At 64.6% G+C, this 26,142-nt stretch carries 29 protein-coding genes; 13 read left to right on the forward strand and 16 right to left on the reverse strand.

The genetic code is table 11. From position 1 onward, the window contains the following. The first annotated feature begins 269 nt into the window (after positions 1-269). On the forward strand, positions 270-1,409 hold the full coding sequence (locus tag RT582_RS12230) for a sensor histidine kinase (protein WP_045666616.1): 1,140 nt from the start codon (positions 270-272) through the stop codon (positions 1,407-1,409). Between the two features lie 22 nt (positions 1,410-1,431). Here RT582_RS12230 and RT582_RS12235 read toward each other — a convergent pair whose 3' ends face one another. Together RT582_RS12235 and RT582_RS12240 are read right to left on the reverse strand one after the other, a co-directional pair. Further along, positions 1,432-2,163 carry a TrmH family RNA methyltransferase gene (locus RT582_RS12235; RefSeq protein WP_090521568.1) on the reverse strand — a complete coding sequence of 244 codons (732 nt, stop codon included), beginning with the start codon at positions 2,161-2,163 and terminating at the stop codon, positions 1,432-1,434. Between the two features lie 11 nt (positions 2,164-2,174). Then, a complete protein-coding gene (locus RT582_RS12240) occupies positions 2,175-3,812 on the reverse strand; it encodes an NAD(P)/FAD-dependent oxidoreductase (protein ID WP_090521565.1) in 1,638 nt (545 codons plus the stop codon). A 247-nt stretch (positions 3,813-4,059) separates the two neighbouring features. Between RT582_RS12240 and rlmE the strand changes: the two genes are divergently transcribed. Both rlmE and RT582_RS12250 read left to right on the forward strand, forming a co-directional pair. Further along, positions 4,060-4,680, forward strand: coding sequence for a 23S rRNA (uridine(2552)-2'-O)-methyltransferase RlmE (rlmE, locus tag RT582_RS12245; RefSeq protein WP_003300908.1), 621 nt, complete (start codon positions 4,060-4,062; stop codon positions 4,678-4,680). Between the two features lie 88 nt (positions 4,681-4,768). After that, complete coding sequence (locus tag RT582_RS12250) at positions 4,769-5,413, forward strand: ion channel (protein WP_090521562.1); 645 nt, start codon at positions 4,769-4,771, stop codon at positions 5,411-5,413. A 64-nt stretch (positions 5,414-5,477) separates the two neighbouring features. On the opposite strand, the gene RT582_RS12255 is transcribed toward RT582_RS12250, so the two are convergent. From RT582_RS12255 to RT582_RS12295, 9 genes are all read right to left on the reverse strand, one after another. Next, positions 5,478-6,293: an alpha/beta fold hydrolase gene (locus tag RT582_RS12255; RefSeq protein WP_090521559.1), complete on the reverse strand. Its 816-nt coding sequence runs from the start codon at positions 6,291-6,293 to the stop codon at positions 5,478-5,480. A gap of 222 nt (positions 6,294-6,515) precedes the next feature. After that, positions 6,516-7,403 carry a YghX family hydrolase gene (yghX, locus tag RT582_RS12260; protein WP_090521555.1) on the reverse strand — a complete coding sequence of 296 codons (888 nt, stop codon included), beginning with the start codon at positions 7,401-7,403 and terminating at the stop codon, positions 6,516-6,518. 115 nt (positions 7,404-7,518) lie between these two features. Beyond that, positions 7,519-8,502 carry a ribonuclease Z gene (locus tag RT582_RS12265; RefSeq protein WP_313477577.1) on the reverse strand — a complete coding sequence of 328 codons (984 nt, stop codon included), beginning with the start codon at positions 8,500-8,502 and terminating at the stop codon, positions 7,519-7,521. A 143-nt stretch (positions 8,503-8,645) separates the two neighbouring features. Then, positions 8,646-9,809 carry a DUF1624 domain-containing protein gene (locus RT582_RS12270; protein ID WP_090521551.1) on the reverse strand — a complete coding sequence of 388 codons (1,164 nt, stop codon included), beginning with the start codon at positions 9,807-9,809 and terminating at the stop codon, positions 8,646-8,648. A gap of 142 nt (positions 9,810-9,951) precedes the next feature. Next, a complete protein-coding gene (locus tag RT582_RS12275; RefSeq protein WP_090521548.1) occupies positions 9,952-10,371 on the reverse strand; it encodes a VOC family protein in 420 nt (139 codons plus the stop codon). A gap of 16 nt (positions 10,372-10,387) precedes the next feature. After that, a complete protein-coding gene (locus tag RT582_RS12280) occupies positions 10,388-10,807 on the reverse strand; it encodes a YciI family protein (protein ID WP_044313759.1) in 420 nt (139 codons plus the stop codon). 119 nt (positions 10,808-10,926) lie between these two features. Further along, a complete protein-coding gene (locus tag RT582_RS12285; RefSeq protein ID WP_313477578.1) occupies positions 10,927-11,676 on the reverse strand; it encodes a CPBP family intramembrane glutamic endopeptidase in 750 nt (249 codons plus the stop codon). Between the two features lies 1 nt (position 11,677). Continuing rightward, positions 11,678-12,232 carry a COG3904 family protein gene (locus RT582_RS12290; RefSeq protein WP_313477579.1) on the reverse strand — a complete coding sequence of 185 codons (555 nt, stop codon included), beginning with the start codon at positions 12,230-12,232 and terminating at the stop codon, positions 11,678-11,680. Between the two features lie 98 nt (positions 12,233-12,330). Beyond that, positions 12,331-13,581, reverse strand: a complete 1,251-nt coding sequence (locus tag RT582_RS12295) for a M20/M25/M40 family metallo-hydrolase (protein ID WP_313477581.1) — start codon at positions 13,579-13,581, stop codon at positions 12,331-12,333. 137 nt (positions 13,582-13,718) lie between these two features. Between RT582_RS12295 and RT582_RS12300 the strand changes: the two genes are divergently transcribed. The 4 genes from RT582_RS12300 to RT582_RS12315 all read left to right on the forward strand — a co-directional run bounded on the left by RT582_RS12300 (position 13,719) and on the right by RT582_RS12315 (position 16,646). Beyond that, positions 13,719-14,162: an HIT family protein gene (locus tag RT582_RS12300; protein ID WP_313477582.1), complete on the forward strand. Its 444-nt coding sequence runs from the start codon at positions 13,719-13,721 to the stop codon at positions 14,160-14,162. A 108-nt stretch (positions 14,163-14,270) separates the two neighbouring features. Next, on the forward strand, positions 14,271-15,251 hold the full coding sequence (locus tag RT582_RS12305; protein WP_313477584.1) for an ABC transporter substrate-binding protein: 981 nt from the start codon (positions 14,271-14,273) through the stop codon (positions 15,249-15,251). Next, entirely contained in the window at positions 15,248-16,009 is a 762-nt protein-coding gene (locus tag RT582_RS12310) for an ABC transporter permease (protein WP_044313764.1), read from the forward strand. Before RT582_RS12305 ends, RT582_RS12310 begins: the two co-directional genes overlap by 4 nt. Next, positions 16,002-16,646, forward strand: coding sequence for an ABC transporter ATP-binding protein (locus RT582_RS12315; RefSeq protein WP_313477586.1), 645 nt, complete (start codon positions 16,002-16,004; stop codon positions 16,644-16,646). The genes RT582_RS12310 and RT582_RS12315 overlap by 8 nt, the downstream gene beginning before the upstream one ends. Positions 16,647-16,653: 7 nt before the next feature. Here RT582_RS12315 and RT582_RS12320 read toward each other — a convergent pair whose 3' ends face one another. Further along, positions 16,654-17,919 (reverse strand): DUF445 domain-containing protein, encoded by a 1,266-nt coding sequence (locus tag RT582_RS12320; RefSeq protein ID WP_313477588.1) that lies wholly within the window; start codon positions 17,917-17,919, stop codon positions 16,654-16,656. A 298-nt stretch (positions 17,920-18,217) separates the two neighbouring features. Beyond that, a complete protein-coding gene (locus RT582_RS12325; RefSeq protein ID WP_014821159.1) occupies positions 18,218-18,619 on the reverse strand; it encodes a hypothetical protein in 402 nt (133 codons plus the stop codon). A gap of 227 nt (positions 18,620-18,846) precedes the next feature. Here RT582_RS12325 and RT582_RS12330 point away from each other — a divergent pair, with 227 nt between their 5' ends. The 3 genes from RT582_RS12330 to RT582_RS12340 all read left to right on the forward strand — a co-directional run bounded on the left by RT582_RS12330 (position 18,847) and on the right by RT582_RS12340 (position 20,114). After that, positions 18,847-19,035 carry a hypothetical protein gene (locus RT582_RS12330; protein ID WP_014821158.1) on the forward strand — a complete coding sequence of 63 codons (189 nt, stop codon included), beginning with the start codon at positions 18,847-18,849 and terminating at the stop codon, positions 19,033-19,035. 40 nt (positions 19,036-19,075) lie between these two features. Next, entirely contained in the window at positions 19,076-19,285 is a 210-nt protein-coding gene (locus tag RT582_RS12335) for a hypothetical protein (RefSeq protein ID WP_014821157.1), read from the forward strand. 241 nt (positions 19,286-19,526) lie between these two features. Beyond that, positions 19,527-20,114: a LysE family translocator gene (locus tag RT582_RS12340; RefSeq protein WP_312172298.1), complete on the forward strand. Its 588-nt coding sequence runs from the start codon at positions 19,527-19,529 to the stop codon at positions 20,112-20,114. Here RT582_RS12340 and RT582_RS12345 read toward each other — a convergent pair. Further along, positions 20,100-20,951, reverse strand: a complete 852-nt coding sequence (locus RT582_RS12345; protein ID WP_312172301.1) for an AraC family transcriptional regulator — start codon at positions 20,949-20,951, stop codon at positions 20,100-20,102. The two genes, RT582_RS12340 and RT582_RS12345, sit on opposite strands and share 15 nt — an antisense overlap. Before the next feature lie 112 nt (positions 20,952-21,063). Here RT582_RS12345 and RT582_RS12350 point away from each other — a divergent pair, with 112 nt between their 5' ends. Continuing rightward, positions 21,064-21,489: a hypothetical protein gene (locus tag RT582_RS12350; RefSeq protein ID WP_023444443.1), complete on the forward strand. Its 426-nt coding sequence runs from the start codon at positions 21,064-21,066 to the stop codon at positions 21,487-21,489. Positions 21,490-21,498: 9 nt separating this feature from the next. Here RT582_RS12350 and RT582_RS12355 read toward each other — a convergent pair whose 3' ends face one another. Next, the gene (locus tag RT582_RS12355; protein WP_313477590.1) at positions 21,499-21,849 is read right to left on the reverse strand and encodes a DUF6746 family protein; all 351 of its coding nucleotides are present in this window, start codon (positions 21,847-21,849) and stop codon (positions 21,499-21,501) included. A 469-nt stretch (positions 21,850-22,318) separates the two neighbouring features. On the opposite strand from RT582_RS12355, the gene RT582_RS12360 reads away from it, so the two are divergent. Both RT582_RS12360 and RT582_RS12365 read left to right on the forward strand, forming a co-directional pair. Beyond that, positions 22,319-23,938: a methyl-accepting chemotaxis protein gene (locus tag RT582_RS12360; RefSeq protein WP_023444441.1), complete on the forward strand. Its 1,620-nt coding sequence runs from the start codon at positions 22,319-22,321 to the stop codon at positions 23,936-23,938. Between the two features lie 119 nt (positions 23,939-24,057). Next, a complete protein-coding gene (locus RT582_RS12365; protein WP_313477592.1) occupies positions 24,058-25,071 on the forward strand; it encodes an alpha/beta fold hydrolase in 1,014 nt (337 codons plus the stop codon). Positions 25,072-25,077: 6 nt separating this feature from the next. Here RT582_RS12365 and RT582_RS12370 read toward each other — a convergent pair whose 3' ends face one another. Beyond that, on the reverse strand, positions 25,078-26,025 hold the full coding sequence (locus RT582_RS12370) for an alpha/beta hydrolase (RefSeq protein ID WP_313477594.1): 948 nt from the start codon (positions 26,023-26,025) through the stop codon (positions 25,078-25,080). Positions 26,026-26,142: the final 117 nt, after the last annotated feature.

Consider the following 26,142-nt stretch of genomic DNA (forward strand, 5'->3'; position numbering starts at 1 on the left):
TCGAGCGAGCATGATGCGTGGGGCTCGTAGGGCTGTCATCGACCGGCACCGCGACAAGCGCAAAACTGTTAACTCGCGCAAAGGGCAGCTTTATTTTTCGGCTGTTATCCGCGAATGCTGGTAGCCCGATATGAGCAAGCGCGTTCACGCAAACCGGCCAGCTAAAAGTTACTACTGCTGGCGCTGCTTCCCTGTAGTCTCGGCTTCCGCTCCTCACTGACACACCTGTCGTCGCTACAACCATCCGTTTCAGTCACGAGGAGCAAACCATGCGCTTGGCCGATTTCATTCTGGAAAACATCGAACCCATCCTTCAGCAGTGGGAAGACTTCGCCAAGACGATGACACCCGCCGCCAACGGCATGGATTCGGTGGCGTTGCGGGACCATGCGGAGCAGATGTTGCTGGCGATCGCCGCCGATCTGCGCACGGCCCAATCGGTGAAGGTGCGGATCGCCAAATCCCATGGGAAGGCGTCGCCGTCACGAGATGCCACTCCCGCGGAAACCCACGCTGACATCCGCTACTCGTCGGGCTTCACGATCGCGCAGGTCATCGCCGAGTACCGGGCATTGCGCACCAGTGTGCTGGTCCTGTGGATGTCGTCCGATGCAACGTCGAAAGAGCACGAGATTTCGGACATCATCCGCTTCAACGAAGCGATCGATCAGGCCCTCGCCGAGTCTGTGGTCTGCTATGCGGACGCAGTGGATGCCGCGCGAAATGTCTTTCTCGGCATATTGGGCCACGACCTGCGAAGCCCCCTCGGCGCCATATTGCTGAGTGCTGACGTACTGCTACGCACAGGGGATCTGCCTCCAAAGCCGACCATCAACGTGTCGCGTATCTATACGAGCGTGAAACGCTCCATCAAGATCGTCGGCGACCTGTTGGACTTTACCCGCACGCACTCAGGCGTAGGCATTCCGGTGCGCATGGACAGCGAAGATCTGGCGCACGCGTGTGAAGGCATGGTTGAAGAGGCGAGGGCGTTCAACCCCGACCGACAGATCGTCCTGCAGTCGGAGCCGAGCCTTCCTGGGCAGTTCGATAAATCGCGAATGGAGCAGGTGATTGCCAACCTGATTGGCAACGCCGTCGAGCATGGCGAGGCGGGGACACCGATTACGGTCAGCCTGAAAAGCGATGAGGGGATCGCCGCGCTGACGGTTCACAACGTCGGCCGGCCCATCGCCGAATCGGCAAAAAGCAGCCTCTTCAATCCGATGGTGCGTCACATCCAGAGCGGCAACGCCGAGTACGGTGCGGGCGCGGGGCTCGGCCTTGGACTGTATATCGCATCCGCCATAGTCGATGCTCACCACGGCAGTATCGAGTTTGAGTCGATGGCCGGTAGCGGCACCACGTTCACGGTGCGCATACCCCTGGGCGGCGAGCAGGCTGCATAGTGCAGCCCACCTCAAGCAGCGGCTATCTGCTCAATTCGTACGCGCACATGTTGACTGTTGCCGCCAGATTCAGCGATTCGATGGCGCCACACCCGGGAATCGTGAATGGCTGGGCTTTGAGTGAGGCCAGCTGTTCGCGTGGCACGCCGCGGGCTTCGTTCCCGAACAGGTAGCAATCGAAGGCGCGGAAACTCGCCGATTGCACCGGCTCGCCGCTCATATCCAGGCAGGCGATGCGCTGGAAGCGGGTGTGCAACGAATCCAGCTCCACATCCAGCTCCATCGGCGCATGAAAGATAGCGCCCATGCTCGAACGCACGACCTTGGGGTTGTACGGGTCGACGCTGCCGGGGCTGAGCAGGCAGCGAAAACCACCGAACCACGCCAGCGTGCGCAGGATGGTGCCGAGGTTGCCCGGGTCCTGGATTTGATGCAGGTAGATGGCGCGCTCGCCCGCGAGCGGCGCAGCAACCGGCGCGCCTGTCGCTGGCATCGGCACCAGCGCAACGATGCCCTGCGGGGTCTTGGTATCGGCGATCTGCGCCATCTGGCGATCGCTGATCAGGTGGGTCTTGAACGGGCTTTGCCAGTGCTCGTAGGCGCTGGTCACATACAGCTCGCTGCGTTGCAGCAGCGGGTTATGCAAGCCCGCCTTCTGCAGCTCCAGCACCAGATGCTCGCCCTCCACCAGAAAATGCCCGAACTCGGTCCGGTACTTTTTCTGGTGCAGCTTCTTGATGTCGTCGAATTTCATCAGGGCGGCGCTCAGTTGCTCTGCACTTCGGTGTGTTCCACTTCAGCCAGCATCGACTTGGCCAGCGCCTCGGCAACCTTGATGCCATCCACGCCTGCCGAGAGAATGCCGCCGGCGTAACCGGCGCCTTCACCGGCCGGATACAGACCGCGCAGGTTGAGGCTTTGCAACGTCTCGTTGTCACGGGTGATGCGCACCGGCGACGAGGTGCGGGTTTCGATGCCGGTAAGCACCGCATCAGCACGATCGAAGCCGCGGATCTGCTTGCCGAACGCCGGCAGCGCTTCGCGGATCGCCTCGATTGCATACTCGGGCAGCGACGGCGCCAGATCGCCCAGGCGCACGCCCGGTTTGTAGGAGGGCTCGACCTCGCCGAACGCGGTAGATGGCACGCCGCGAATGAAGTCGCCGACCAATTGCGCGGGGGCGCAGTAATCGTTGCCACCCAGCTCATAAGCGCGCGACTCCAGACGCTCCTGCAGTGCTAAGCCGGCCAGCGGATCGCCAGGGAAATCCTGCTCAGGGTTGATGCCAACGACGATGCCGGCATTGGCATTGCGCTCATTGCGCGAATACTGGCTCATGCCGTTGGTCACCACGCGCCCCGGCTCGGACGTGGCGGCCACGACGGTGCCGCCCGGGCACATGCAGAAGCTGTAAACCGCACGGCCGTTCTTGGCGTGGTACACCAGCTTGTAGTCCGCAGCACCCAGCTCCGGATGGCCGGCGTACTTGCCCAGCCGGGCCTGGTCGATCATGCCCTGCGGGTGTTCGATGCGGAAACCGATGGCAAACGGCTTGGCCTCGATGAACACGCCCTGGCGATGCAGCATGCGCACGGTATCGCGGGAGCTGTGCCCCAGCGCCAGCACCACATGGCGACTCTTGATCGTCTCGCCGCTGGCCAGCACCACGCCTTCGAGCTGGCCATCGTTGATCACGAGGTCGGTCACTTTGCTCTCGAAGCGTACTTCGCCGCCGAGGGCGATGATCTCCTCGCGCATGGTCGAGACCACGCCGGTAAGGCGGAAGGTACCGATGTGCGGCTTGCTCACATACATGATCTCGGCCGGTGCGCCGGCACGAACGAACTCGTGCACCACCTTGCGCGCGTAGAACTTGGGGTCCTTGATCTGGCTGTAGAGCTTGCCGTCCGAGAACAGCCCCGCGCCGCCCTCGCCGAACTGCACGTTGGATTCCGGCGTCAGGACCTTCTTGCGCCACAGCGCCCAGGTGTCCTTGGTACGGCTGCGTACATCCTTGCCGCGCTCCAGCACGATGGGCTTGAAGCCCATCTGTGCGAGCAGCAGCGCGGCGAACAATCCGCAGGGGCCGAAGCCCACCACCAGCGGTCGCTCGCTCAGATTGGCTGGCGCCTGGCCTACAGGGTAGTAGTTGGTGTCCGGCGCTGGACGCACGTTGTGGTCATCGGCAAAACGCGCCAGGACGGCCGCCTCGTCGCGGGCCTCCAGATCGATGATGTAGATGAACAGAATGACGCTGTTCTTCTTCCGGGCATCGTAGCTGCGCTTGAATACGGTGAAATTCAGCAGATCGGCGTCGTTGATGTTCAGGCGTTTGACGATGGCCTGGCGCAGCTCATCGGCGGAATGATCGAGGGGCAGGGACAGCTCGTTGATGCGAATCATGGCGGTAATCCTGGCCGGTGACTCCGGCAGAGGAAGAAGAAGGGGCGGGGAGTAGGGCGCGGATTGTACCCGTCGCCGCTCGTGCCTGTCAGGCTGCGCTGATGGCCTTCCACGCCTTGTGTGCTGCGACCAGCGCCCGCGAGGCGGCATTATCGGCTTATAATCGCCGCCACTTTGCGTCCAATGGTTGTGCCTTGCTGCGCCGTTGGTCCGCGTCTTACCTTGATTCTCCGTGGTTGGCTCTATCATGAAACGATCCAAAAGCAGCCGTCGTTGGCTGGATGAACACGTCAACGATCCCTTCGTCAAACGCGCCCAGAAGGACGGCTTGCGCTCGCGCTCCAGCTACAAGCTGATCGAGCTGAACGAGAAGGACAAGTTGATACGCCCCGGCATGCTGGTCATGGATCTCGGCTCCGCTCCCGGTGGCTGGTCGCAGGTGGCCGGCGGCATCGTCGGTGAGAAGGGCAGGGTGCTGGCGACCGACATCCTGCCGATGGGCGGGCTGGACAACGTCGATTTCGTGCAGGGCGACTTCACCGAAGACGCTGTTTTTCAGCAGATCCTCGACATGCTCGACGGCCGGCAGCCCGATCTGATCGTCTCCGACATCGCGCCGAACATCAGTGGCGTCGCCGCCGCCGACCAGGCTGCTTCGATGTACCTGGTCGAGCTGACCCTCGACATGGTTCGCCAGGTGCTCAAGCCCGGCGGCAACTACGTGGTCAAGGTCTTCCAGGGCGAAGGCTCGGACGACTTTCTCAAGGATGTACGCAGCTCGTTCGAGAAGGTGTCGATCCGCAAACCGGAAGCATCGCGCCCGCGTTCGCGTGAGGTCTATCTGGTGGCGAAGGGGTTCAAGGGCTAAGGGCACTTTCAGTGCCCTGCCGCCAGTGCCCTACCGCGCGTTCCGCTCCCGCTACACCCGAGCTGGCTGATACATCGATAGGCAATCAATGCTGACCTACCTCGTGCGTTATCCCTCGGCAGCGCTGCTGTTTGTCCAGCTGCTCGGCATCCTGCTGTATCCCTTCATGGAAAACACCCCGCTCGGCCGCGCGGCCTTTGGTGCATTCGGCGTTGTGGTGCTGGTCCTGGCGTTGCGCATCGTCAACCGGAGCCCGACTCTGCATTCGCTGGCGTTCCTGATGGCCGCTGCGATCCTCGGACTGACGCTTGCCGTCGAACTGACAGCCGTGCCCGGCCTGCATCTGGCGTTGGTCGTGACCGAGTCGATGTTCTACTTCTACGCGGCGGCAGGCCTGATCGGCTACATGATGGAAGACCAGCGCACGACGACGGACGAACTGTTTGCCGTCGGTGCCACCTTCACGCTGCTGGCGTGGGCGTTCGCCTACGCCTATGCGGCCTGCCAGCTCGTTGCCCCTGGCAGTTTCGTCGCCAACCTGCAGCCGGATGAGCCCCGCTCGTGGATGGAACTGCTGTTTCTCAGCGTCACCGTACTCTCCGGTGTTGGCCTCGGTGACATCCTGCCGCTGCGGCCTGTGGCGCGGGCGCTGGTCATGCTCGAGGAAATTGCAGGGCTGATGTACATCGCCCTGGTCGTCTCGCGGGTAATCGGGCTGACCATCCGCCGTTAATGGCGCCTCCTGCAACGCCGCCCTTCCGAATGCCCTGTCGCCGAGAGAAACGCCAGGCAAGACCTTAGCCGATCGCCCGCAAGAACCGTCCAACCCGCTCCAGCACTACGTCCGGCTGCTCGCGATGCGGCACGTGGCCGACGTCGGGCAGCAGCGCCTGTTCGACATGGCCGCCGGCGTGCCGGGCGATCAGTTGCGGGTGGCGTTCGGAGCCGAATTCGTCGTTGTCGCCATGGATGGCCAGTGCCGGGCAGCGGACTCGAGGCAGGGCGTGGGCGAGGGTCCAGGAGGCGAAGTCGGGCGCGAGCCAGGTGTCGATCCACGCGCTGAGTACCCAGTCGCTGCGCTCGCCGTGGTAGCGGCGCAGGCGTTCGCGCTGTGTGGGGTCGGCGAACCAGCTTCTGGCCTGGCGGATGCCTTCCAGCGTGCGGGGTTCGACGAAGGTGACCGCCGACATCGTGATCATCGCCTGGCAGGCTGCTGGATATTGCGCGGCGCAATGCACCGCCATGCTGCCGCCGACGCTGTGACCGACCACCACAAAACGCTCGATACCCAGATGGTCCAGCACTTGGGCGAAGCCATGCGCCGCTTCATCCTCGACGAAGGTCGGCGCAGGCGGAGCGGTCAAACGGTCGGAGCGACCGAAGCCTAGCCGGTCATAGGCGACCACCGTGCGGCCGGTAGCCTGGGCGAGCGCGGCGGGGAAATCCTTCCACTGTTCGGTGCAGCCGAGCGACTCGTGCAGCAGCAGGATCGGTGCGCAGTTCGGGCGCAGCGCGCCGGTGTCGGGGAACCAGCTGCGGACGAACATCTGCCCATGCGTGCTCTGTACCCAGAGGTCTGCCGGGGCGTTGCCGAGCGTTGCGCTAGTGGTCATGGAGGGCTTTCCTGAGCGGTGCGGACCACATAGCAGTACTGGTCTTTTACGTAAACGTCAACATGCAGTGACGGATGTATCGACAGTGTGCTGCAGCCTTCGGGCCGGCAATGCAGCCGAAACCCGCACTGATGCGCGGGACAACGCGCGGGCGTTCTGGAGGCAAATCAGGTCAGCGCAGGGTTGGAGCCTGGCGGTATGGCCCGCTACGGCAGGAGCGTATCAGCTCAGATAACGCTGGAACCAGGCGATGGTGCGTTGCCAGGCCAGCTCAGCCGCCTGCTCGTCGTAGCGCGGGGTGCTGTCGTTGTGAAAGCCATGCTGGGTGCCCGGGTAGATGTAGGCCTCGTAGTGCTTGCCGGCCGCCTTGAGCGCGGCTTCATAGGCGGGCCAGGTTTCATTGACGCGCTCGTCGTGTTCGGCGAACTGGAACAGCAACGGTGCTTGAATTTTCTCCACATCCGCCGGATTGGCCTGACGGCCATAGAACGGCACTGCCGCCGCCAGTTCCGGGTATGCCACCGCGGCGGCATTGGCCACGCCACCGCCATAGCAGAAGCCGGTGATGCCGACCTTTTCGTTTGTGGCTTCATGAGCCATCAGCCATTCGATAGCGGCGAAGAAGTCGTTCATCAGTTTCTGCGGGTCGACCGCGGCCTGCAGTTCACGGCCCTTGTCGTCGTTGCCGGGATAGCCGCCGACCGAACTCAGCCCGTCCGGTGCGAGGGCGACGAAACCGGTCTTGGCCACGCGCCGTGCGACGTCTTCGATATAGGGGTTGAGGCCGCGATTCTCGTGGACGACAACGATGCCTGGCACCTTGCCCTCGGCCTTGACCGGACGGACCAGGTAGGCGCGCACCTCACCGTGGCCGTTGGGCGATGGGTAGCTGACGTATTCGGCGATGATGTCCGGATCGGTGAAGGCGACCTGCTGGGCCAACGCATAGTTGGGCGTGAGCGCATCGAGCACCGCCACGGCGGCCGTGCTGCACAGCGTGAAGGCCGCGGCGCGGTCGAGGAATTCCCGGCGGCTGAGCTTGCCGTGGACGTAGAAGTCGTAGAGCTCGAGCAGTTCGGGGGCGAAGTCTTTCGCGGTAAGACGTTCCATCGGCGGCTCCGTCGAGTATCGAAAGCGATGCTGGGTGTTTGCGCTGACAGCGGGTGCAGCAGCCAGTGTAGTCAGCCGGGCTGCAGGCGCTGCGTTTGCAGACGATCTTTACGGTTCAGCGCGGCGGGCGTGGGCGAGGTGGCTCGACGGGCGTCAGCTGGCCGTCCTTGCCGAGGTGCAGGCGCATGAAGTCTTCGGCAAGCAGCAGCTTACCGGCGTAAAGGGCGCTGGCTTCGGCGCACAGGTCGTCGATCGAGTGACCACGCCCGGCGTTCTTCTGATAGCGCGCGCTGAAGTGGGTCAGCACAAGATTCGGCAGGCCGACCGTTTGCGCAAAGCGCGCCACCGATGCCGCCGTGCTGTGGCCAAAGTCATTGCGCGCGTCGTTGGCCACCGCTTCGGTGTAGGTCGCCTCGTGCACCAGCAACTGGGCGCCGCGGCAGGCGTCGGCAAGCAGTTCGGGACGATCATTGTCGCCGCCGATGACGATGCGTTGCGGCGCACGGCTGAAGCTCAGGTAGTCGTCGCTGCGCAGCATCCGGCCTTCGTGCTCGACATCGAAGCCGCGTGCCAGCTGGCCCCAGAGCGGGCCGCGGGGCACGCCGTCGCGCTCGAGGCGGTCGATGTCCAGCCGCGGATCAGGCCGGGCCTCGGTGAAGCTGTAGCCGTAGCAGGGCACACGGTGGGACAGGGCGGTGGCCTCGATGCGCATGTTCAGGTTGCGCCACTCGCCCAGCGATTCGACCGCGTGAAAGTCGAGGTCGTAGCCCAGCCAGCTCTGGCTCATCTCCAGCGTGGCGCGCACCCAGGTTTCGATGCCCTGCGGCGCGATGATCGTCAGTGGGGTCTTGCGCCCCATCATCCCGGCGCTGGCGAGCAGACCGGGCAAGCCGTAGCAGTGGTCGCCATGTACATGGGTGATGCAGATGGCGCGCAGGTCATGTAGCGACAGCGGCGTGCGCAACAGCCGGTGCTGGGTGCCTTCGCCGCAGTCAATCAGGTACCAGCTCTTGCCGGTGTCCTCCAGCAAGGCCAGGGCGGTGACATTGCGCGCGCGGGTGGGGGTGCCGGATGAAGTGCCGAGAAATAACAGATCCACGCCGCCGTTCCTTCCTGCCGTTCAACTGATCCGCGAAAGGTTGAGCCTTTGCCGGCGCCGCTGCAATTGCATTTTTGCGACGCCGCGGCCCTGACCGGCTGGCTGGCCGAGCGCCGCGGACCTCGCACTGTCGCAGGGCCGCTTCAGAGGTACTTCAGCCAGGCAATGTCCCTGCGCCGTGCTTTGAGTTCGGCGAACCAGCGCACCGCCGGGAACAGCAGCACCGCTAGCGCCAGGGTGCACAGCCACAGTGGCCACACCGCATCGAAGCCGAAGTGATTGCCGCGGTTCAGACCCCAGATCGCCACGGCGGCGATGTAGAGCAACTTCAGCACGTACAGGTGCAGCAGGTAGAAGAACATCGGTGCCGCACCAAACACGCTGAGCGGTCGCAGCCAGGCGCGGCCCTGCTTGCGTTCGAAGTAACGCAGGAGCAGCAGGCCGCAACCCAGCGTCAGGCACAGGAACAGCAGCGACGGCGGGTATTTGGTGACGTTGAACAGGCTCATCAGCGTGCGCAGGCCGTCCTCGCCGACGACCCAGGGCTGTTCGCCGTAGCTGTTGATCAGCCGCAGCAGAACAAAGGTCAGCAGGGCACCTTGAGCCCAGCCGCCCAGGTAGCGCTGGCGTCGCTCGGGGTCGGCGTTCCTGGCGAACCAGGGCCCGACAGCGTAGCCAAGGGCGATCACGCCGATCCACGGCAGTAGCGGATAGGAAGTGCGCAGCCGCAGGTTTTCCGAAACCTCGATCCAGCCGCGGTCGTGCAGGATGGCCCAGGGGACGTGCAACGCTGAGTCTGCGGAGAACTGCAGCGGGTCGAGCAGGTTGTGGCCGCCGATGATCACCAGACCCAACACGATCAGCGCAGGGCGCGGCAGCCAAAGCAGCGCCGAGAGCGCCAGCATGCTCAGGCCGATCGCCCAGATCACTTGCAGATAGATCACCTGCGGCGGGAACTGGAACGTCCAGGCGAAGTTGACCAGGGTGAATTCGAGCGCCACCAGGAACAGCCCGCGTTTGAGCAGAAAGCTCGACACTGCACGGCGGTCCTGGTGCTTTTCGCCATAAAGAAAGGCCGACAGGCCGGTCAGGAAGATGAATACCGGCGCGCAGAGATGCGCCAGGGTGCGGCTGAAGAACAACGCTGGTTCGGTGACCGCCACGTCCATCGGGTCGGGCACCTGCATATGCAGCAGGAAGGTTTCGCGGACATGGTCCAGCAGCATGAACAGGATCACCAGGCCGCGCAGCGCGTCGATGGATTGCAGACGCGCCGCGGCTGGCGGAGTGAAATCGGGGGAGGGCATGAGCGGCTCACAGCAGGATGATCGCAATGCAGGCGCAGACTCGCTGCGCCCGCCGAAAGGTACGATACGTTATAACAAAAGTCGCTGCCTCTCCAGATGCGAATCAACCACGATAGTCCCCGGCGTAAAAGGGCTGAATGCTTCAGCCCTGCTCGCAGTTAACCATCCACGACACGCCGAAGCGGTCGGTGAGCATGCCGAAACGCTCGGCCCAGAAGGTTTTCTCCAGCGGCATGATCACCGTGCCGCCCTCGGCCAGTGCGGCGAACAGCTTTTCGCTTTCGTCCACGCTGGTCGGATGCAGGGAAAACGAGCAACCCTTGATGCCTTCGTACGGCCCGCCACCACAGGTGTCGGGCAAGGAGTCGGAGGCCATCAGCACACCATCGCCGAGGTTCAGGCAGGCGTGCATGATCCGCTCGCGGTACTCGGCGGGAAACTGCTCGGCATCCGGCGCTTGGGCAAATGTCATCATCTCCAGCGTGCCGCCCAGCACGTCTTTGTAGAAGGTGAACGCCTCGCGGGTCGTGCCGTCGAGGGTGAGGTAGGTGGTGATCTTCATTGCTTGCTCCTTGCGGTCATTGATTGAGTTGCGCGCGCAGGCGGTCTTCCTGCTCGCGCAGTTCGGGGGTGAACTCGGCGCCGAAGTCTTCCGCTTCGAATATCTGGCGAATCTCGATTTCCGAATCGCCGATGGCCGACTGCGGGCAACGCTTGACCCAGTCGACGGCCTCCTGCAACGAGGCGGTCTGGAACAGCCAGTAGCCAGCGATCAGCTCGCGGGTTTCGGCGAACGGGCCGTCGGTGACGCTGCACTGGCCGCCGTTGAAACGGAGGCGCGCGCCCTTGTGGCTGGGGTGCAGGCCCTCGCCGCCGAGCAGCACGCCGGCATTGGCCAGGTCTTCGTTGTAGCGGCCCATCGCCGTGAGAACGTCCTCGCTGGGCATCTCGCCGGCTTCGGTTTGTGGGGTGGCCTTGATCATCACCATGAAACGCATCGGTGGACTCCTTCAGTGGAATGGAAAGAGCCTAGACGGGCATACGGCAATTTCCGCCGGCTCCGATCATTGGTCGAACGGGCGCCGGAGGAATCGACAGGTCGTTGAAAAAATATTGCTTAGCGCAGGGGATAGGTCAGCAACAGCAGGTGCAGGCTGTTGATCGCACCGTGCAGAAACACCGCGACCCACAGGCGATCACCGGAGTAATGGAAGGCCAGGCCGTAGCCCAGACCGGCCAGCGTGGCGAGCCCGGCGAAACCGAAGCCGCCCGGCAGGTGCGCGGCGCCGAACAGGGCGGTCGCCAGGCCGATGCCGATGGCCGCACCGAAGCGGCGGACCAGTTCACGCTGCAGCAGGCCGCGAAAGATCAGCTCTTCGGCCAGGCAGGTGATGCCCAGGTTGATCAGCAGCCAGGGCAGGAACAGCGCCGGCCATTTCGGTTGCCAGCCCAGCACGCCGGAGACCAGCGCCAGCAGTGGGACGAGAATCAGGCAGGCGCCTGACGCAAGCAGGGTGAGTCTGATCGAGCGCCAATCCGTTCGTGGCTGGCCCAGCCACCAGGCCAGCAGCAGTGCCGCGACCATCGCCTTGTCCGGGCTGATGCGCAATTGCCAGGGCGAGGCACCGCCCAGATCCTGCGGTGGGCCGAGCGGCAGCGGGCTGAAGCCTGGCAGCAGGTGCGCGGCGAGCAGCAGGGCGCCGAGCAGCGTACCGAACAGCCACGGCGGGTTGGGGATATGCGGCTGAGCGACAAGCCAGCCAGCGAATAGCAGAACGGCCAGCGCGCCAACCGGTTCGATCATGCCGAGGGCCAGGCCGAGTGATAGCGCGACGACCGGAATGCAGTAGTGCAGCCTGCGAATCACACTATTGCAGCCGATAACGCGCGAGCTCCTTTGGCGTGAGCACGCGCATGCGCCACGGTTCGATCAGCTGCATGTCGTCCGCCAGCCGCGTATTGACGCCCATGTCCCGCAAGTAGATGCGTGGTGAGCGGTGTGGTCGCTGGCTGATGGACTGCGCCGACTCGCCATTGGCGACGTAGGGCCGATGCAGGCCGACATAGCCGCGCACGGTGCGCTGCCGTCCCGCCGCCAGCAGATAGATGCAGCTGCCCTGGCAGACCGCGGTCGCCGGCACCAGGGCGTCGAAGCCCGTCTCGCGCAGCAGATAGCCCATGCGCATGGCTTCCGCTGCGCTGCCGCCGATGTTGTCGAGGATCAGCAGCTTGCGCGCGTGTTTGCCAGGGTGGGCCATGATGCCCTTGAGCAGCGCCTCGTAGTCACCCGGCGCAATCTGTTCGGTAACGCGCGCGACCAGCACCAGGCCCTGATCTTCATGTTCCAGCGGCAGCACCTCGACCTTGGCGTGGGCAGTGCAGGCGAACAGCGCCAGTGCGCAGAGGGTGACGAAGCGAAGCATCGAGCGGGCAGTCCTGAAATGGGAGGTGGCGAAGATACCCGCAGCGCCGGCTTTCGCCTACTGCGACCTTCGCCCCTCGCTCGGGCCTGGATAGCGTGTTAGCGTGCGGCGTCTTCGGCGGACAATGCGCGAATCATCGCCGTCGTCAGATACAGCCGCGGCGCGATGCTCGACAGCTCGATGTACTCATCTTCCGAATGCAGCCCGGCACCGACCACGCCCATGGTTTCCAGCACGGCCGGCTTGTCGCTGTCCGGCACGTAGGCATAGCCGGCGTCCGTGCCGAAGCGCATGGCGATCGGCTCGATACGCTGGTCGATCTCGCCATACAGGCGCTGCGCGGTCTCGGCCAGGCGCTCCGATGCCGGATTCTTCGCCAGCGGTGGACGGCCCTTGTCGACGCGCAGCTCGACGCGGGTGTCGTCGATCAGCTTGTTCCCGATGATCTTCTGCGCATCGGCGAGCACGCGGTCGGTTTCGCTGATATCGGAATAGCGCATGTCTGCTTCGGCGGTCGCCTTGTTCGGGATGATGTTGCGCTTCTCGCCGCCGGCGATCATGGTCCAGCTGACCGTGGTGCCCTTGTCCGGGTCGCCCAGGTCCTTGAGCTGCACCAGCTGGTGCGCCAGTTCCAGCACGGCGTTGCGACCTTCCTCAGGTGCGGAACCGGCGTGGGAGGATTTGCCCTTCACCTCCAGCATCACCGCATTGATGCCATTGGTGGCGGTGGTCACCGCATCGCGATCCGGCGGCTCGTAGGAGAAGACGTAATCATGCTTGCTGGCCAGCTCGGCGATGATCTTCTTCGAGCCGGCTGAGCCCATTTCCTCATCCGGGTTGAACAGCACGGTGATCGTGCCGTAGGCGTCGAACTGCTGCGCCTTGAGCAGCTCCAACGCTTGCAGAATCATCGCCACGCCACCCTTGGCATCGGCCACGCCGGGGCCGTAGGCGCGTTGCTCGTCCATGCGAAACGGACGCTCCGCGGCGGTGCCTTCGGCGAACACCGTGTCGTAATGCACCATCAGCAGGAAGTCCTTGCCGCCGCTGCCCTTGAGGGTGCCGACGATGTTGTCACCGGCCGATGGCGTCGCCGAACTGGTACTGACCTCCGCACCCAGCGTCTGCAGGCGCTCGACCAGCAACTGGCTGACCGTGGCCAGGCCCTCGGCCTGGCCGGTGCCTGTATCCACCGCCACCAGCTGTTTCACGGTTTCGATATAGGCGCTCTGTTCGGCCTTGGCCTGTTCGAGCAGCTCGGCAGGTTTGATTTCGGCGGCCATGGCAGACAGCGATGAAAGGCAAAGCGCGACTGCAGCAGCAATCGGGGCGACGGCGCGTACGTGCATCGGAATAACCTCGGATCGCGGGGGTGATGAGCTTGAGAGCGCGGCCAGGCCCGCAACGTTCCGAAGCATCGCTGCACGGGTCGCAGCCGCGCGGAGAATGCTAATGTCTGCCTTTTCCACTTGCCGGAGAACTCCAGGTGTCCCTGACCACGCCCTACGATCCGCAGAACATCTTCGCCCAGATCATTCGCGGCGATGCGCCCTGCTACAAACTCTACGAGGATGACGACGTACTGGCCTTCCTCGACCTGTTCCCGCAGTCCTTCGGCCACACGCTGGTGATTCCCAAGCGCTCGGCGGCCTGCAACATCCTCGATGTGGATACCGACGCGCTGGCCAAGGTCATGGCCGTGGTGCAGAAGCTCACCCGGGTGATCGTCGACGAGCTGCAGCCGGATGGTGTGCAGGTTGCGCAGTTCAATGGTGCGCCGGCGGGGCAGACGGTGTTCCACATCCACGTGCATATCGTGCCGCGCTACTCGGGCGAGGGGCTCGGCATTCATGCCGCCGGCAAGGCCGATCCGGCCGATCTGGAAAAGCTTCAGGCGCGCTTGCAGCAGCGGATCGCCGCGCAGGGCTGAGCCAGGCTGCGATGTCGTGGCGGGGTCAAGTCCGCTGCGACCATCGCAGCAGCCAACAGGCACCAAAGTACAATTCGTGCCCGGCAGGGGGCTTCGTACCCTGCGGGCATGATGCTTTCATTGCCCTTCCTCACCCCGTTCGTTCTGCGCGCTCGCCGTGCGCTGCTGGCGCTTGTATTGCTGCCCCTGTGGGCACAGGCGCAGGAGCTGCCGGTGCTGACCCTCAGCGTGCTGCAGTTCGGCACGCCGCACTGGGAGCTTGAGCATCTCAAGCGTCAGGGGCTGGACCGCGCCAACGGTTTCGAGCTGAAGGTGCGACTGGTGGCCGATGTGCCGGCCTCGCGACTGGCATTGACCAGCGGCAGCGTCGACGGTGCGGTGAGCGATCTGCTCTGGGCGCAGGCGCGTTACCAGGCCGGCACGGCTTATCGCTACGTACCTTTCTCCTCCCAGATTGGTGAGGTGCTGGTGCCCGAAGGCAGCGCCATCCGCACGCTGGCCGACCTGCGCGGCAAGCGCATCGGTGTCGCTGGCGGGCCGGACGGGCTGGGCTGGCAGTTGCTGCAGCATGCCGCGGCCCAGGACGGAATCGATCTGTCCAAACGGGCGACTGTTCAGTACGCCGCACCGCCACTGCTCAGCCAGGCGCTGCGCCGCGGTCAGGTGGATGCGCTGCTGACCTTCTGGCATTTCTCCGCGCGCATGCGTGGCGAGGGTGGTGTGCAGGTGGCGTTCAGTCTCGATGATCTGCTCCGATCATTGGAGCTTGATCCCCACCTGCCGGTGCTCGGCTATCTGTTCTCCGAATCCTGGGCCGTCGAGCATGAGGCGCTGCTGCAGCGTTTCGCCATGGCGTTGGGCCAGACCAAGCACGAGCTCGCCAGCGAGCCCGCGCACTGGCAGGCGCTGCGGCCGCTGATGCGTGCCGACGAGGATGGCGTGTTCGCCGCGCTGCGTGACAGTTTCCTCGCCGGCATCCCGCAGCCGCTGGATGAGCCGCGTATCGCCGACCTGCAGCGACTGTTGACCCTCACCGGCGCCGATCCGGCGAAACTGATGCCGACCGCGTCGTTCCAGAGCACGCCATGAACGGCTCGCGCTGGGCCTGCTGGATCGCCCTGCCATGCGCGGTGGCACTCTGGACGCTGATTGCGCTGGGCGTGCAGACGCCGCTGCTGCCGAGTCCGGCCGCCGTGCTCGACACCTTCTGGCAGGCCACGCAGAGCGGTGAACTGCCCGAACATCTGCTGGTAACCCTGCGCCGCGTGCTGTTCGCCTTCGTATTGGCGATGGCGCTGGGCACGCTGCTCGGCGTGTGGATGGGCAGGTCGCGGCTGGCCAATGCCGTGCTCGATCCGCTGCTGGTGCTGTTTCTCAACCTGCCGGCACTGGTCACCATCATCCTGCTCTATGTCTGGTTCGGCCTAGTGGAAGCCGCGGCGGTGCTGGCGGTGGTGATCAACAAGGTGCCGAACGTGGCTGTCACCGTGCGCGAGGGCGCCCGCAGTATCGATCCCAAGCTGGAACAGATGGCCCTGGTCTACCGCTTCACCCGCTGGCAGCGGATCAGGCATGTCTGGCTGCCGCAGCTGTTTCCCTACCTGATGGCCGCCACCCGCGGTGGGCTGGCGCTGATCTGGAAGATCGTGCTGGTGGTCGAGCTGCTCGGGCGCTCGGATGGCATCGGCTTTCAACTGCATATGGCCTTTCAGGTGTTCGACGTGGCGAGCATCCTCGCCTACAGCCTGGCGTTCATCGCCGTGGTCCAGCTGATCGAACTGGCGCTGTTGCAGCCGCTGGAGCGTCGCGCATCGTCCTGGCGCGAAGCGGGTGTACGCCATGCTTGAGCTGCGCCTGGATGGCCGTCATCCCGTGCTGGGCGTGATCGATGCGCAGGTGCGCGAAGGCGATCGCATCTGTCTGCTCGGGCCGTCCGGTGTCGGCAAGACGACGCTGCTCAACGGCATCGCCGGGCTCGATCCGCAGCTGCGGCCGATGATCGAGCAGCGCGCCGGCTTGCGCGTCGGCTACCTGTTTCAGGAGCATCGCCTGTTGCCCTGGCGCACGGTGCGACAGAACCTGGCGCTGGTCGGCGCGAGCGCGGCGGACATCGAGCGGCTGCTGGCCGAGGTCGGGCTGCGTGGCGCGGCCGATAGCCTGCCGGATCAGCTCTCGCTGGGCATGGCGCGCAGGGCCGCACTGGCGCGCTGTCTGGCGATCAAGCCGGATCTGTTGCTGCTCGACGAACCCTTTGCCTCGCTGGATGCCGAGCGCGCCGCCGAGCTGCGTGGCCTGATCGCCCGCCTGCTGGATCGGCACCCGGACATGGCGATGATCTGCGTGACCCACGATCCGCGCGATGCCGACGATCTGGCCAATCGCCTGTGGTACCTGAGCGGCGTCCCGGCGACATTGCGCTGCGATGAGCCGCCCGGCAGCCCCGTCAATCTCAGCGAACTGAGCGAGCGCCAGCGCCGCGCCTGAGCGGCATTCAGCCGGCCAGCAGCTGCGTCAGCGCATGCAGCGCCAGACCGACCAGCCCGCCAACCAGGGTGCCGTTGATGCGGATGTATTGCAGATCCTTGCCGACGCTCTGCTCCAACTGCTCGACCAGCTCACGGCTTTCCCAGTTCTCCACTCGCTGCGCGATATAGGCGCCGATCTGCCCGCGGTAGCGCTCCAGCAGGCCGGGCGCGGCGGCCAGCAGTTGCTCGTTGATCCAGTTGCGCATGGATTTGTCGGCGGCGAGGCCGTCGCCGAGGCCGCGACAGAGGCTGACGATGCGTCGGCCGATGCGTGAGTCGTCGCTGGCCAGGTCGCTTTCCAGCCAGGCCGTGAGTTCCTGCCAGAGATTGCCGAAATAGGCGCTGGTGGCGGGGTGCTCCAAGAGCTGCGCGAGAATGCGCTCGACCTCCAGGGCGTATTGCGGGTCCTGCTCCAGACGCTCGATGTATTTACTGACGTGCTCGTCGAAGCGCTGGCGGATCAGGTGCTCCGGGTCGGCGGCGATCTCGGCGATCAGTGCGGACAGGCCGTCGACGAACTTGTTCGCCGACCAGCCGCTCACCGGCCGACTCAGGCCGAGATAGCGCAGGGTGCGGATTTCCCGGCTGATGGCGTCGGCGACCAGCGCGCGGGTTTCCTCATCCTGCATGATCGAATCGAGGCGGATCAGCAGCTCGTCGAGCATCGCCTGATGCCGGCCCTGGCTGGTCAGCACGCGCAAGGCCTGGGCCAGCGGGGCGGAGAGGTCGAACCTGCGCAGTCGCGTGGTCACCTTGGCCTCGACGAAGGCGCGCACGCGTTCGTCATGCAGCGCGGCGATGCCGAAATGTGCAACGCCGGTGAGCCTGCGGCCGACCGCCTCGGCATTGCTCGGATGGCGTAGCCAGCCGGCCAGGCGCGAGGCGATGTCGAGTTCCTGCAGCTTGGCCAGCACCAGCGGCGTGGCGAGGAAATGCGTGGTGATGAAGCTGGACAGGTTCTGACCGATGCGTGCCTTGCTGCGCGGGATGATCGCCGTGTGCGGGATCGGCAGACCCAGCGGGTGGCGAAACAGCGCGGTGACGGCGAACCAGTCGGCGATCGCGCCGATCATGGCGGCTTCGGCGAACGAGGCGACGTAGCCCCAGGCCGGATGGCTGGCTTCGAAGCGTGTCGCGACGATGTAGAGCAGGGCGGCCAGTAACAACAGAAGGCCGGCGACCAGCTTCATGCGCGAAACCGGTGACTGCCAGGCGCTGATCATGGAACGCATGCAGGTCCTCGTCGTGTGGGCGAATGGAATCTCTAGGGGGTAGACAGCGAAGCAGGGCGATGAGGTCGGCGCTTGAATGAAACGCATGATGATGCGGATCGTCAGGCGGTTGGGCTAGCTGGGCTGAAACTTGCCTGCAGGATGGATTCGTACGGCAGCCTGGACCAGGCCGGTGCTGCTGCTTGAGACGGCACGGCTGCGCCGAGGTCCACCCGACGGACTCTGCTGAATCGCCGGGTGGATGTCGCTTCGCGCATCCACCGGAACACGCCCGGTGGATGTAATCGCCGGAGGTGGATCAGACCTCGTCGTCCTCTTCCTCGCGGATCAGCACGTACTGGCCTTCGGCATCGTTCAGGCAGTCCCAGACGTAGAACATCGATACCTGGCCCGGGCTTTCCGTGACGGCGGCGTAGTCGCCGGGCACGGCAGTGAAGTAGACGCCGGAGTCGGGCGCTGCCTGGCATGCGATGCGGGCGACGACGAAGGCTTCCGGCGCGGTGCCGTCGAAGTAGTCGTCACGGTCCTTGGCATCCCATTCGGCTGGCGCTTCAAAGGGGCCGCTGATGACGATGCGCGCGTCACCAAGATCCTGCTCTTCCGCTTCCTCGTCGTATTCGTCGGGGCGGTACAGGGTGCATTCCAGGGCTTCCGGGTTTTCGAGAATGGCCGCGCGGGATTGTGGGGTGAGTGTCTGCATGGAATCTCCGACTGCGGTTGGGTGTGAGGGGGCAGTGTGGTGGAGCGGCTCGGGCAGTGCAATCGGTTGCATGGTCGCGCCCGCCGATAGTGGCACGGGATCGGTCGGGCAATCCTGCGGCGGCGCCACGGCAACCTTCGGACCGCCGGTGCCGTGCGGTTCGAACGTCGCGTGGTTTGTCGCCTCCAATCGATATCAGTCATCCACCCGCGACAGCCGAGGCAACCATGAAGGCAGATGACCAGCAGGCAGGCGATGAGCCTGATGTAACCATGACCGATGGAGGCGAAAAGAACGCCGGCGAAGACCCGGACTACGACGACCAGCCTTCGCCGCTGGACGATCCTGACGAGCCTGAGACGTTGCCGGACGATCCGGACATCCAGGGAGAAGACGGTTCCGGCGAGCCGAGCTGACCCATCCGCCCACGACAATCGCCGCCCCAGAGGAGTCACCATGAACATTTATCAGGTCAGGCCCACCGAAATGGGCTGGGAGCTGGAAGACCAGCAAACCCAGAAAACCGTGCTGCGAACCCTCACCAAGGACGAGATGTACAGCGCGCTGGATGCCTACATGGACGGCCGCGCCGCGTCGGTCGAGGTATTCGGTCGCGATGGCGAGCTGGAGGAAGCGCGTCCCTATCCGGGGAGCCATCACCTGTAGACATAGCCGCCTGTTTGGTAAGTTCAGTCGGGCAATTTCGGCGCCCATGGCACCGATACTGTGTTGCTGCTCCTTGCCATAGCCCGCTATGACTCGCCGCGGCGCCTTGTCTCGGAGCCCTGTTCATCCGAACTTGCCTCAACCAACTCACCACACAGGCCACTAGGGCAATTTCCTTCAATACCATGCCCTGTCGGGCCCATAGCCTGCCCACCATCTTCCACTGGTAAGCAGAGTACTCATGGACCCCTATCTCTCGATGGCTGCGTTCGCCCTGGCCTCGTCGATCACTCCTGGCCCGGTCAACCTGGTCGCGCTCAACTGTGGCGCGCGTTTCGGCTTTCGCGCCAGTGCTCGGCACATCACCGGCGCAACTGTCGGTTTCACCCTGTTGCTGTTGCTGATCGGCCTCGGGCTTTACGAGCTGCTCGAGCGGGCGCCGATTCTGATGCGTGGCATCCAGTGGGGCGGGGTCGCCTTCCTGCTCTACATGGCCTGGAAGCTTGCAGTCGATGATGGCCGTCTGGAACACGCTGCGGCCGGCAATGGCCCGTCGCTGCTCGACGGCGCGCTGATGCAATGGCTCAATCCAAAGGCCTGGCTGGCGTCAGTGGCGGGCATGGGGCTGTTCGCGGCGAATGGCGATGTGCTGCGGGTCTGGCTGTTCGCCGGCCTGTATTTCGTCATCTGTTATGGCTCGATTGCCTGCTGGGCCGGAGCTGGCGCCTTTCTCAGCCGCTATCTGCAGGAGCCGGGGCGGGTGCGCTGGCTCAATCGAACGATGGCACTGTTGCTGGCAGGCAGTGCGTTCTATCTAGTGGCGGGCTGAGCCCGGCGCGACGCGATCCCGGTACTGCCCGGGCGTCGCCGCCAGCTGACGTTTGAAGGTGCGCTGGAAGTGCGCCTGGTCCGCAAAACCGGCGGCCAGCGCCACCTCGGCGAGGTCATGACCCTGGCGCAGCCAGTGCTGGCTGCGCTGGATGCGACGGTTGAGCAGATAGGCATGCGGGGTCATGCCGTAGTGCTGCCTGAAGGTGCGGATCAGATAGGACGGCGACAGCGCGGCTGCCTGGCAGATGTCTTCCAGACGCAGCGCCTGGGTACAGTGTTCGGCAATGTAGTTGGCCGCCCGTCGCAGCTGTTCGACGGGCTCTGCGCCCGGGCTGGCGGCTGCCGGGGCAAGGGTCTGCTGCAGCAGCGTGAAGTACTCGACCGCCGCGCTCTGCCGCTGCAGCGTGTCCGCCTGCGGGTCGAGCAGGGTGGCGTACAGCCTGGTCAGCCCGGTGAACAACGCCGGGTCGAGGCTCTGGATCGGCGTGTAGGGAATGAAGCGGCCGTCGGCGCCGACGCCCAGTTCATGCTGCAGCGCGCCCAGCCAGCCCGTGTCGACGTAGAACATCAGGTACGACCAGGGTTGGCCGTCGATGGGGTTGCAGGCGTGGACCGTTTGCGGATTGATGATCACCACGGCGCCGCGGGCGATCCGCTGGCGTGCCGTGCCGTTGAAGTAGGTGCTGGCGCCGGCGGTGATCGCGCCGATGGAAAAGGTCTCGTGACAGTGCGGCGCATAGCAGACCCTGCGCCCATCGGCGACCGCCCGCGCCTCGAGGAAGGGCAGGGCGGCGTCGCGCCAGAAGCGTGGCTGGCTGTCGTCCGGATTGTTCACGTTGTGCCTGCCGTCATCGATACGAAACTGTAGTCAGACTCTAGCAATCATTCGGCGCTCTGGCATGCTCGACGACCAGGTTCGCCATTTCAGTCCCGGCCAAGGAGTTTCCATGCGTCTGACCCTCGCTTTCACTGCACTGCTGTCGCTGGCTGGCTGTTCATCCTGGCAGCCCGATGCCGAGGACATCGAACCGGTGCCGGCCGAGCGGGTGCTGGCCTACCAACAGCCCCTGGAGAACGCCGGTGAGGTGGTGGTGACGCGGGATTTCGGCTTGCGTGGCGGCGGCTGCTACATCGCCGTGATGATCGATCGTGAGCTGGCTGCGCGCATCCACGTCGGCGAGGTGGTACGTTTTCAGGTGCCGGCCGGTGCGCGGATCGTCAGCATCGGCACCGATCCGCTGGACGACACGCTGTGTGGCAAGCTCAGCCTGCGCCGCGAGAAACTGGCGCAGGTGCAGGCGGGGCAGACGCTGGAATATCGCGTCATCAGCGACAACCGCATCGGCTTCGATATCGTGCCGGTCGAGCCCTGATGCGGCGGATTACTTGATCACCGTCCGCGCAGTCTTCAGATAGCCAGCACCGTAGCTGCTGACTTCGTCGGCGCTCTCGGCTTCCGAGGCGATGTGGATTTCCTCCAGGGTATCGTTCAGCCCGTCCATTTCCTCGACGATTTTCTCCAGCGCCGCTTTCAGCGTGTAGGTCAGTTCGTGGATCTGCGCCATGTTCTCCGGTGTCTGCTCCTGCGCCAGGGCCTGGTCGAGGCGAGTGTTGTATTCGGAGAATTGCTTCACCGCCTCGGCCAAGTTGCTAGGTGGCGGTGCCTCGGCGAAGGCATGGCTGGCGACGATGGTGGTCAGCGCCAGAGCGGCGGTCCGGATAAGCGTTTTCACGACAGGTCCCTTGCTGAATTTGGTCGGGCGCGAAGGTATCACCTGCGGGTACTGACGCTGTGTAGTAGCGCACAGTCTGCGCTGCGCCATTAGTCGCATGTCTTATCGCATGACCGTCGGGGCAGTGAAGTTCAACGGCAGTGCAGGCGAGGCTACTGACGCGTCGGTGAACCGACCTTGCTGCGCAATGTGCTGCCCGGCCGCTCTGGCATGCAGCTTGCGATGATTTTTCATTAAAGGGCGACCGCGCTTGGCCGATATGATCTCGCGTGCTGGCATTTCGCCTGTGCTCGGCAGGCGTCTGTAGACCCAACAACAAGATCACGCTCCCGCTTCCTCTTCCGCGATTCGCGTCCTGCAACAGGACCACGCGGCACGTCCCTCGCCCGACGCGCCGGTTCGACCGTTATGCCTCACTTTTGCCAATTTGCCGCTCCTCACGAACGGCACGCCATATGGAAAAGAACGAATGATGCAGCAACTGACAATCCGTGCCCGCCTGCTGATTCTGGTCGGGGCCATGCTTGCGGCCTGCCTGGTGATCGGGCTGACCGGGCTCAATGCCCAGCAGCGCAGCGTCGCCGGGCTCAACACCGTGTACCTGGATCGCGTCGTGCCGCTGCGTGACCTCAAGCTGATCGCCGACCTGTACGCGGTGAAGATCGTCGATACCACTCACAAGACTCGCAGCGGCATGCTCAGCTACGGCCAGGCGCGTGACGAGGTGCGCAACGCCCGCGCCGAGATCAACCGTCTCTGGAGTGCGTACCTGAACACCCGACTGGTTGACGCCGAGCGACTGATCGCGACGCGCATCGAAACCCTGATGAAGGCCGCGGACGAACCACTCGATGCGCTCGAGCGTACGCTGGACCGGCACAGCGAAAAGCGGCTGGCGGCGTTCGTCATCAACGATCTGTATCCGCTGATCGATCCCATATCCGAAGGCTTTACCCAGCTGATCGAGCTGCAACTGGGCGAGGCCAAGGCCGAGTACGAACAGGCGCAGGCGCTCTATCAGCGTAATCGCCTGTTGAACATCGGCCTGTTGCTGGCGCTGCTGGTTGGCGGCGGTCTGTTCGCCACGGTGATGTTGCGCAGCATCAGCCGGCCGCTGGAGGAGTTGAAGCAGGCCGCGGCATCGGTGGCAGCGGGTGATTTGAGTCGCACCATCGAGTGTCGCGGCAAGGATGAAATTACCGAGGTGCAGCAGTCGATCCGTCAGATGCAGCGCACCCTGCGCGATACGCTGCAGGACATCCAGGGCTCGGCGACCCAGCTGGCGTCGGCTGCCGAGGAGCTGCACGCGGTCACCCAGCACACCGCCCAGGGCATCCATCAGCAGAACGAGGAAGTGCAGATGGCCGCCACTGCGGTCACCGAGATGTCCGCCGCGGTGGACGAAGTGGCCGGCAACGCCAACCGCACCTCCGATGCTTCGCGCGATGCCGAGACGGTCGCCGACGACGGCCGCCGCCAGGTGACTGCCACGCGGCAGACCATCGACCAGCTGAGCGACAAGCTGCAGCAGACCGCGGCCACCGTGACCCACCTGGCCCAAGAGGCTGCGAGCATCGGGCAGGTGGTGGATGTGATTCGCGCGATCGCCGACCAGACCAATCTGCTCGCGCTCAACGCCGCCATTGAGGCCGCGCGGGCCGGCGAGGCTGGACGTGGATTCGCGGTGGTCGCCGACGAGGTGCGTAACCTCGCGCAGCGCACGCAGAGCTCGACCCAGGAGATTGAACGCATGATCGGCGCGATCCAGAGCGCTACCGAGCAATCGGTGCGCGACATGCAGCAGAGCAGTGAATTCGCTACGCGCAGCCAGACCATGGCCGGCGAAGCGGATCAGGCGCTGGGGCTGATCGCCGAGCGCGTCGGGCAGATCAACGAGATGAACCTGGTGATCGCCAGCGCCGCCGAGGAGCAGGCACAGGTCGCGCGGGAGGTGGATCGCAACCTGGTGGCCATCCGTGACATCTCAGAGCAGAGCGCCACCGGCGCGCAGCAGACCTCGGTGGCCAGCGACGAGCTGGCGCGCCTGGCGACGCAGCTCAACCAGCTGGTCGGGCGCTTCCGTCTGTAAGCGAAGAGATGGGCTGACGCGGTCGGGACATGCATTGTCGCAATCCGACCGCGAACCCGGCTGCACGAATGCATTCCTATGTACGGAGTTTCCCGATTCGTACCGAACAGGAGTCGCGCGTGAAAACAGCCGTGTCCGCCCTGGCGCTTGCCGCCGGTCTAACCCTGAGCCTGCCGCTGCTGGCCGAAAGCCGAACCGCATACGGCCCGCAGCTGGAAGGCTTCAGCTATCCGCACCCGCTCAAGCACTACCGTTTCGAGTCCCAGGGCAAGGCGCTGGAAATGGCCTTCATGGACGTCGAGCCGCAGGGCAAGGCGAACGGCCGCACGGCGCTATTGCTGCATGGCAAGAACTTCTGCGGGGCGACCTGGGAGCGCACCATCGAGGTGCTCAGCCAGGCCGGTTACCGGGTCATCGCTCCCGATCAGGTCGGTTTCTGCAGCTCGAGCAAGCCCGAAGGTTACCAGTTCAGCTTCGCCCAGTTGGCGCACAACACCCAGGCGCTGCTGGAGCAGGAAGACATCGAGCAGGTCACCGTGATCGGCCATTCCATGGGCGGCATGCTGGCCGCGCGACTGGCGCTGAACTACCCACAGCGAGTCGAGCAGCTGGTGCTGGTCAACCCCATCGGTCTGGAGGACTGGCAGGCCGAGGGCGTGCCCTACGCCTCGATCGATCAGCTCTACCAGTCGGAACTCAAGACCGACTTCGACAGCATCAAGGCCTACCAGCAGAAGTTCTACTACAACGGCAGCTGGAAGCCGGAGTACAACCGTTGGGTCGGCATGCTCGCCGGAATGTATGCCGGGGACGGCAAGGAACAGGTCGCCTGGAACCAGGCACAGACCTCGGAAATGGTTTTCACCCAGCCGGTGATCCATGAGTTTTCGCGGATCAGGACGCCGACCTTGCTGCTGATCGGCGGGCTGGATCGCACCGCGCCGGGCGCCAACCGTGCGCCGGAGGATGTCGCCAAGCGCCTGGGCAACTATCCCGAGCTGGGTCGCCAGGCTGCCGCGATGATTCCTGATGCGACGCTGGTGGCCTTCCCCGACCTGGGGCATTCGCCCCAGGTCGAGGCGCCGGAAGCGTTTCACCGTGCCTTGCTCGAAGGGTTGGAGGCCAAGCGCTAAGGCTGGCTAGCCGCGCTCCGCTGTTTTTGCCTGCTGCGGCTGCGCGGCACCCAGGCGCTGCTCGCCGGATTCCAGCAGCGCCTGCAGCGCTCGGCCATAGGCGCCGAGCGCCACGCGCAGGCTGTTGTTGTGGGTGGCGCCTTCGACCAGCAGCAATTGCTTGGGTTGGCGCGCAGCCTGATACAGCTGCTCGCTGAAGCGCGGCGGCACATAGCGGTCATCAGTGCCATGCACCACCAGCAGCGGCATGCCGATCTGGTCGATCTTCTCCAGCGAATCGAACTTCTGCGACAGCAGCCAGCGCACCGGCAGTGTGGTGTCGGACACGGCTGTCGCCACGTCGGCCAGCGAGGTGAAGGTCGACTCGATGATCAGCGCGCGCGCCTCGGCCGGTACGCTGTCGCGCTCGGCCTGCTGCCCGAGTTCGGCGGCCAGGTCGACAGCCACCGCGCCGCCGAGGGAATGCCCGTAGATGAAGCGCTTGCCGGCGTCCGGCTGCAGCGTCTTCAGGCGCTCCCAGCCGATGCGCGCGTCGGCATAGACGCTGCGTTCCGACGGCAGATCGCCAAGGCTCTGGCCGAAGCCGCGGTAGTCGATGGCCAGCACCGAGAAGCCCAGCGCGCGCAGCTGTTCCAGACGAAAAAGGTGGCCGGTGAGGTTCCAGCGCACGCCGTGCAGGTAGAGCAGGGCGGGTGCATCGGCGTTGGCGGCCGGCCACCACCAGGCATGAATGTTCTGCTCGTCACCGAACGCGGAGTCGGTCAGCTGCAGCTCCTCGACGCCACGCGGCAGGCCGCTGAACCAGGACGCGGTGCCCGGTTCGATACGGAACACCAGCTCGCGCTCTTTCTGTTCGAGCACCGAACAGCCGACCGGAAGACCGACGGCGAACAGGGTAATCAGCAGCAGGCAGAGCCGCCGGGCTTTGCTGCGGAACAGGAAGAAATACTGCAAGGTCAGGGTCTCGAAATCAGGAATCGTAGATAGGACCCGCTTGCCGAATGATCTGCAAGGCGGGCCATCGCTTCACTGATTACTGCATGTTGCGCGCCAAGGCCACGGACAGCTGGC

Origin of the sequence: Stutzerimonas kunmingensis, assembly GCF_032106285.1 — a bacterium.
Lineage (GTDB): Bacteria > Pseudomonadota > Gammaproteobacteria > Pseudomonadales > Pseudomonadaceae > Stutzerimonas > Stutzerimonas kunmingensis_B.

Excerpts from the sequence above, each read along its gene's own strand:
- RT582_RS12335 (WP_014821157.1), top strand. The coding sequence starts at position 19,076 with ATGAACATTTATCAGGTCAGGCCCACCGAAATGGGCTGGGAGCTGGAA.
- RT582_RS12270 (WP_090521551.1), bottom strand. The coding sequence starts at position 9,809 with ATGCCCTCCCCCGATTTCACTCCGCCAGCCGCGGCGCGTCTGCAATCC.
- RT582_RS12230 (WP_045666616.1), top strand. The coding sequence starts at position 270 with ATGCGCTTGGCCGATTTCATTCTGGAAAACATCGAACCCATCCTTCAG.
- RT582_RS12320 (WP_313477588.1), bottom strand. The coding sequence starts at position 17,919 with ATGCGTTCCATGATCAGCGCCTGGCAGTCACCGGTTTCGCGCATGAAG.
- rlmE (WP_003300908.1), top strand. The coding sequence starts at position 4,060 with ATGAAACGATCCAAAAGCAGCCGTCGTTGGCTGGATGAACACGTCAAC.
- RT582_RS12315 (WP_313477586.1), top strand. The coding sequence starts at position 16,002 with ATGCTTGAGCTGCGCCTGGATGGCCGTCATCCCGTGCTGGGCGTGATC.
- RT582_RS12250 (WP_090521562.1), top strand. The coding sequence starts at position 4,769 with ATGCTGACCTACCTCGTGCGTTATCCCTCGGCAGCGCTGCTGTTTGTC.
- RT582_RS12360 (WP_023444441.1), top strand. The coding sequence starts at position 22,319 with ATGATGCAGCAACTGACAATCCGTGCCCGCCTGCTGATTCTGGTCGGG.
- RT582_RS12305 (WP_313477584.1), top strand. The coding sequence starts at position 14,271 with ATGATGCTTTCATTGCCCTTCCTCACCCCGTTCGTTCTGCGCGCTCGC.
- RT582_RS12350 (WP_023444443.1), top strand. The coding sequence starts at position 21,064 with ATGCGTCTGACCCTCGCTTTCACTGCACTGCTGTCGCTGGCTGGCTGT.
- RT582_RS12330 (WP_014821158.1), top strand. The coding sequence starts at position 18,847 with ATGAAGGCAGATGACCAGCAGGCAGGCGATGAGCCTGATGTAACCATG.
- RT582_RS12340 (WP_312172298.1), top strand. The coding sequence starts at position 19,527 with ATGGACCCCTATCTCTCGATGGCTGCGTTCGCCCTGGCCTCGTCGATC.
- RT582_RS12290 (WP_313477579.1), bottom strand. The coding sequence starts at position 12,232 with ATGCTTCGCTTCGTCACCCTCTGCGCACTGGCGCTGTTCGCCTGCACT.
- RT582_RS12235 (WP_090521568.1), bottom strand. The coding sequence starts at position 2,163 with ATGAAATTCGACGACATCAAGAAGCTGCACCAGAAAAAGTACCGGACC.
- RT582_RS12310 (WP_044313764.1), top strand. The coding sequence starts at position 15,248 with ATGAACGGCTCGCGCTGGGCCTGCTGGATCGCCCTGCCATGCGCGGTG.
- RT582_RS12325 (WP_014821159.1), bottom strand. The coding sequence starts at position 18,619 with ATGCAGACACTCACCCCACAATCCCGCGCGGCCATTCTCGAAAACCCG.
- RT582_RS12280 (WP_044313759.1), bottom strand. The coding sequence starts at position 10,807 with ATGCGTTTCATGGTGATGATCAAGGCCACCCCACAAACCGAAGCCGGC.
- RT582_RS12240 (WP_090521565.1), bottom strand. The coding sequence starts at position 3,812 with ATGATTCGCATCAACGAGCTGTCCCTGCCCCTCGATCATTCCGCCGAT.
- yghX (WP_090521555.1), bottom strand. The coding sequence starts at position 7,403 with ATGGAACGTCTTACCGCGAAAGACTTCGCCCCCGAACTGCTCGAGCTC.
- RT582_RS12275 (WP_090521548.1), bottom strand. The coding sequence starts at position 10,371 with ATGAAGATCACCACCTACCTCACCCTCGACGGCACGACCCGCGAGGCG.
- RT582_RS12255 (WP_090521559.1), bottom strand. The coding sequence starts at position 6,293 with ATGACCACTAGCGCAACGCTCGGCAACGCCCCGGCAGACCTCTGGGTA.
- RT582_RS12295 (WP_313477581.1), bottom strand. The coding sequence starts at position 13,581 with ATGCACGTACGCGCCGTCGCCCCGATTGCTGCTGCAGTCGCGCTTTGC.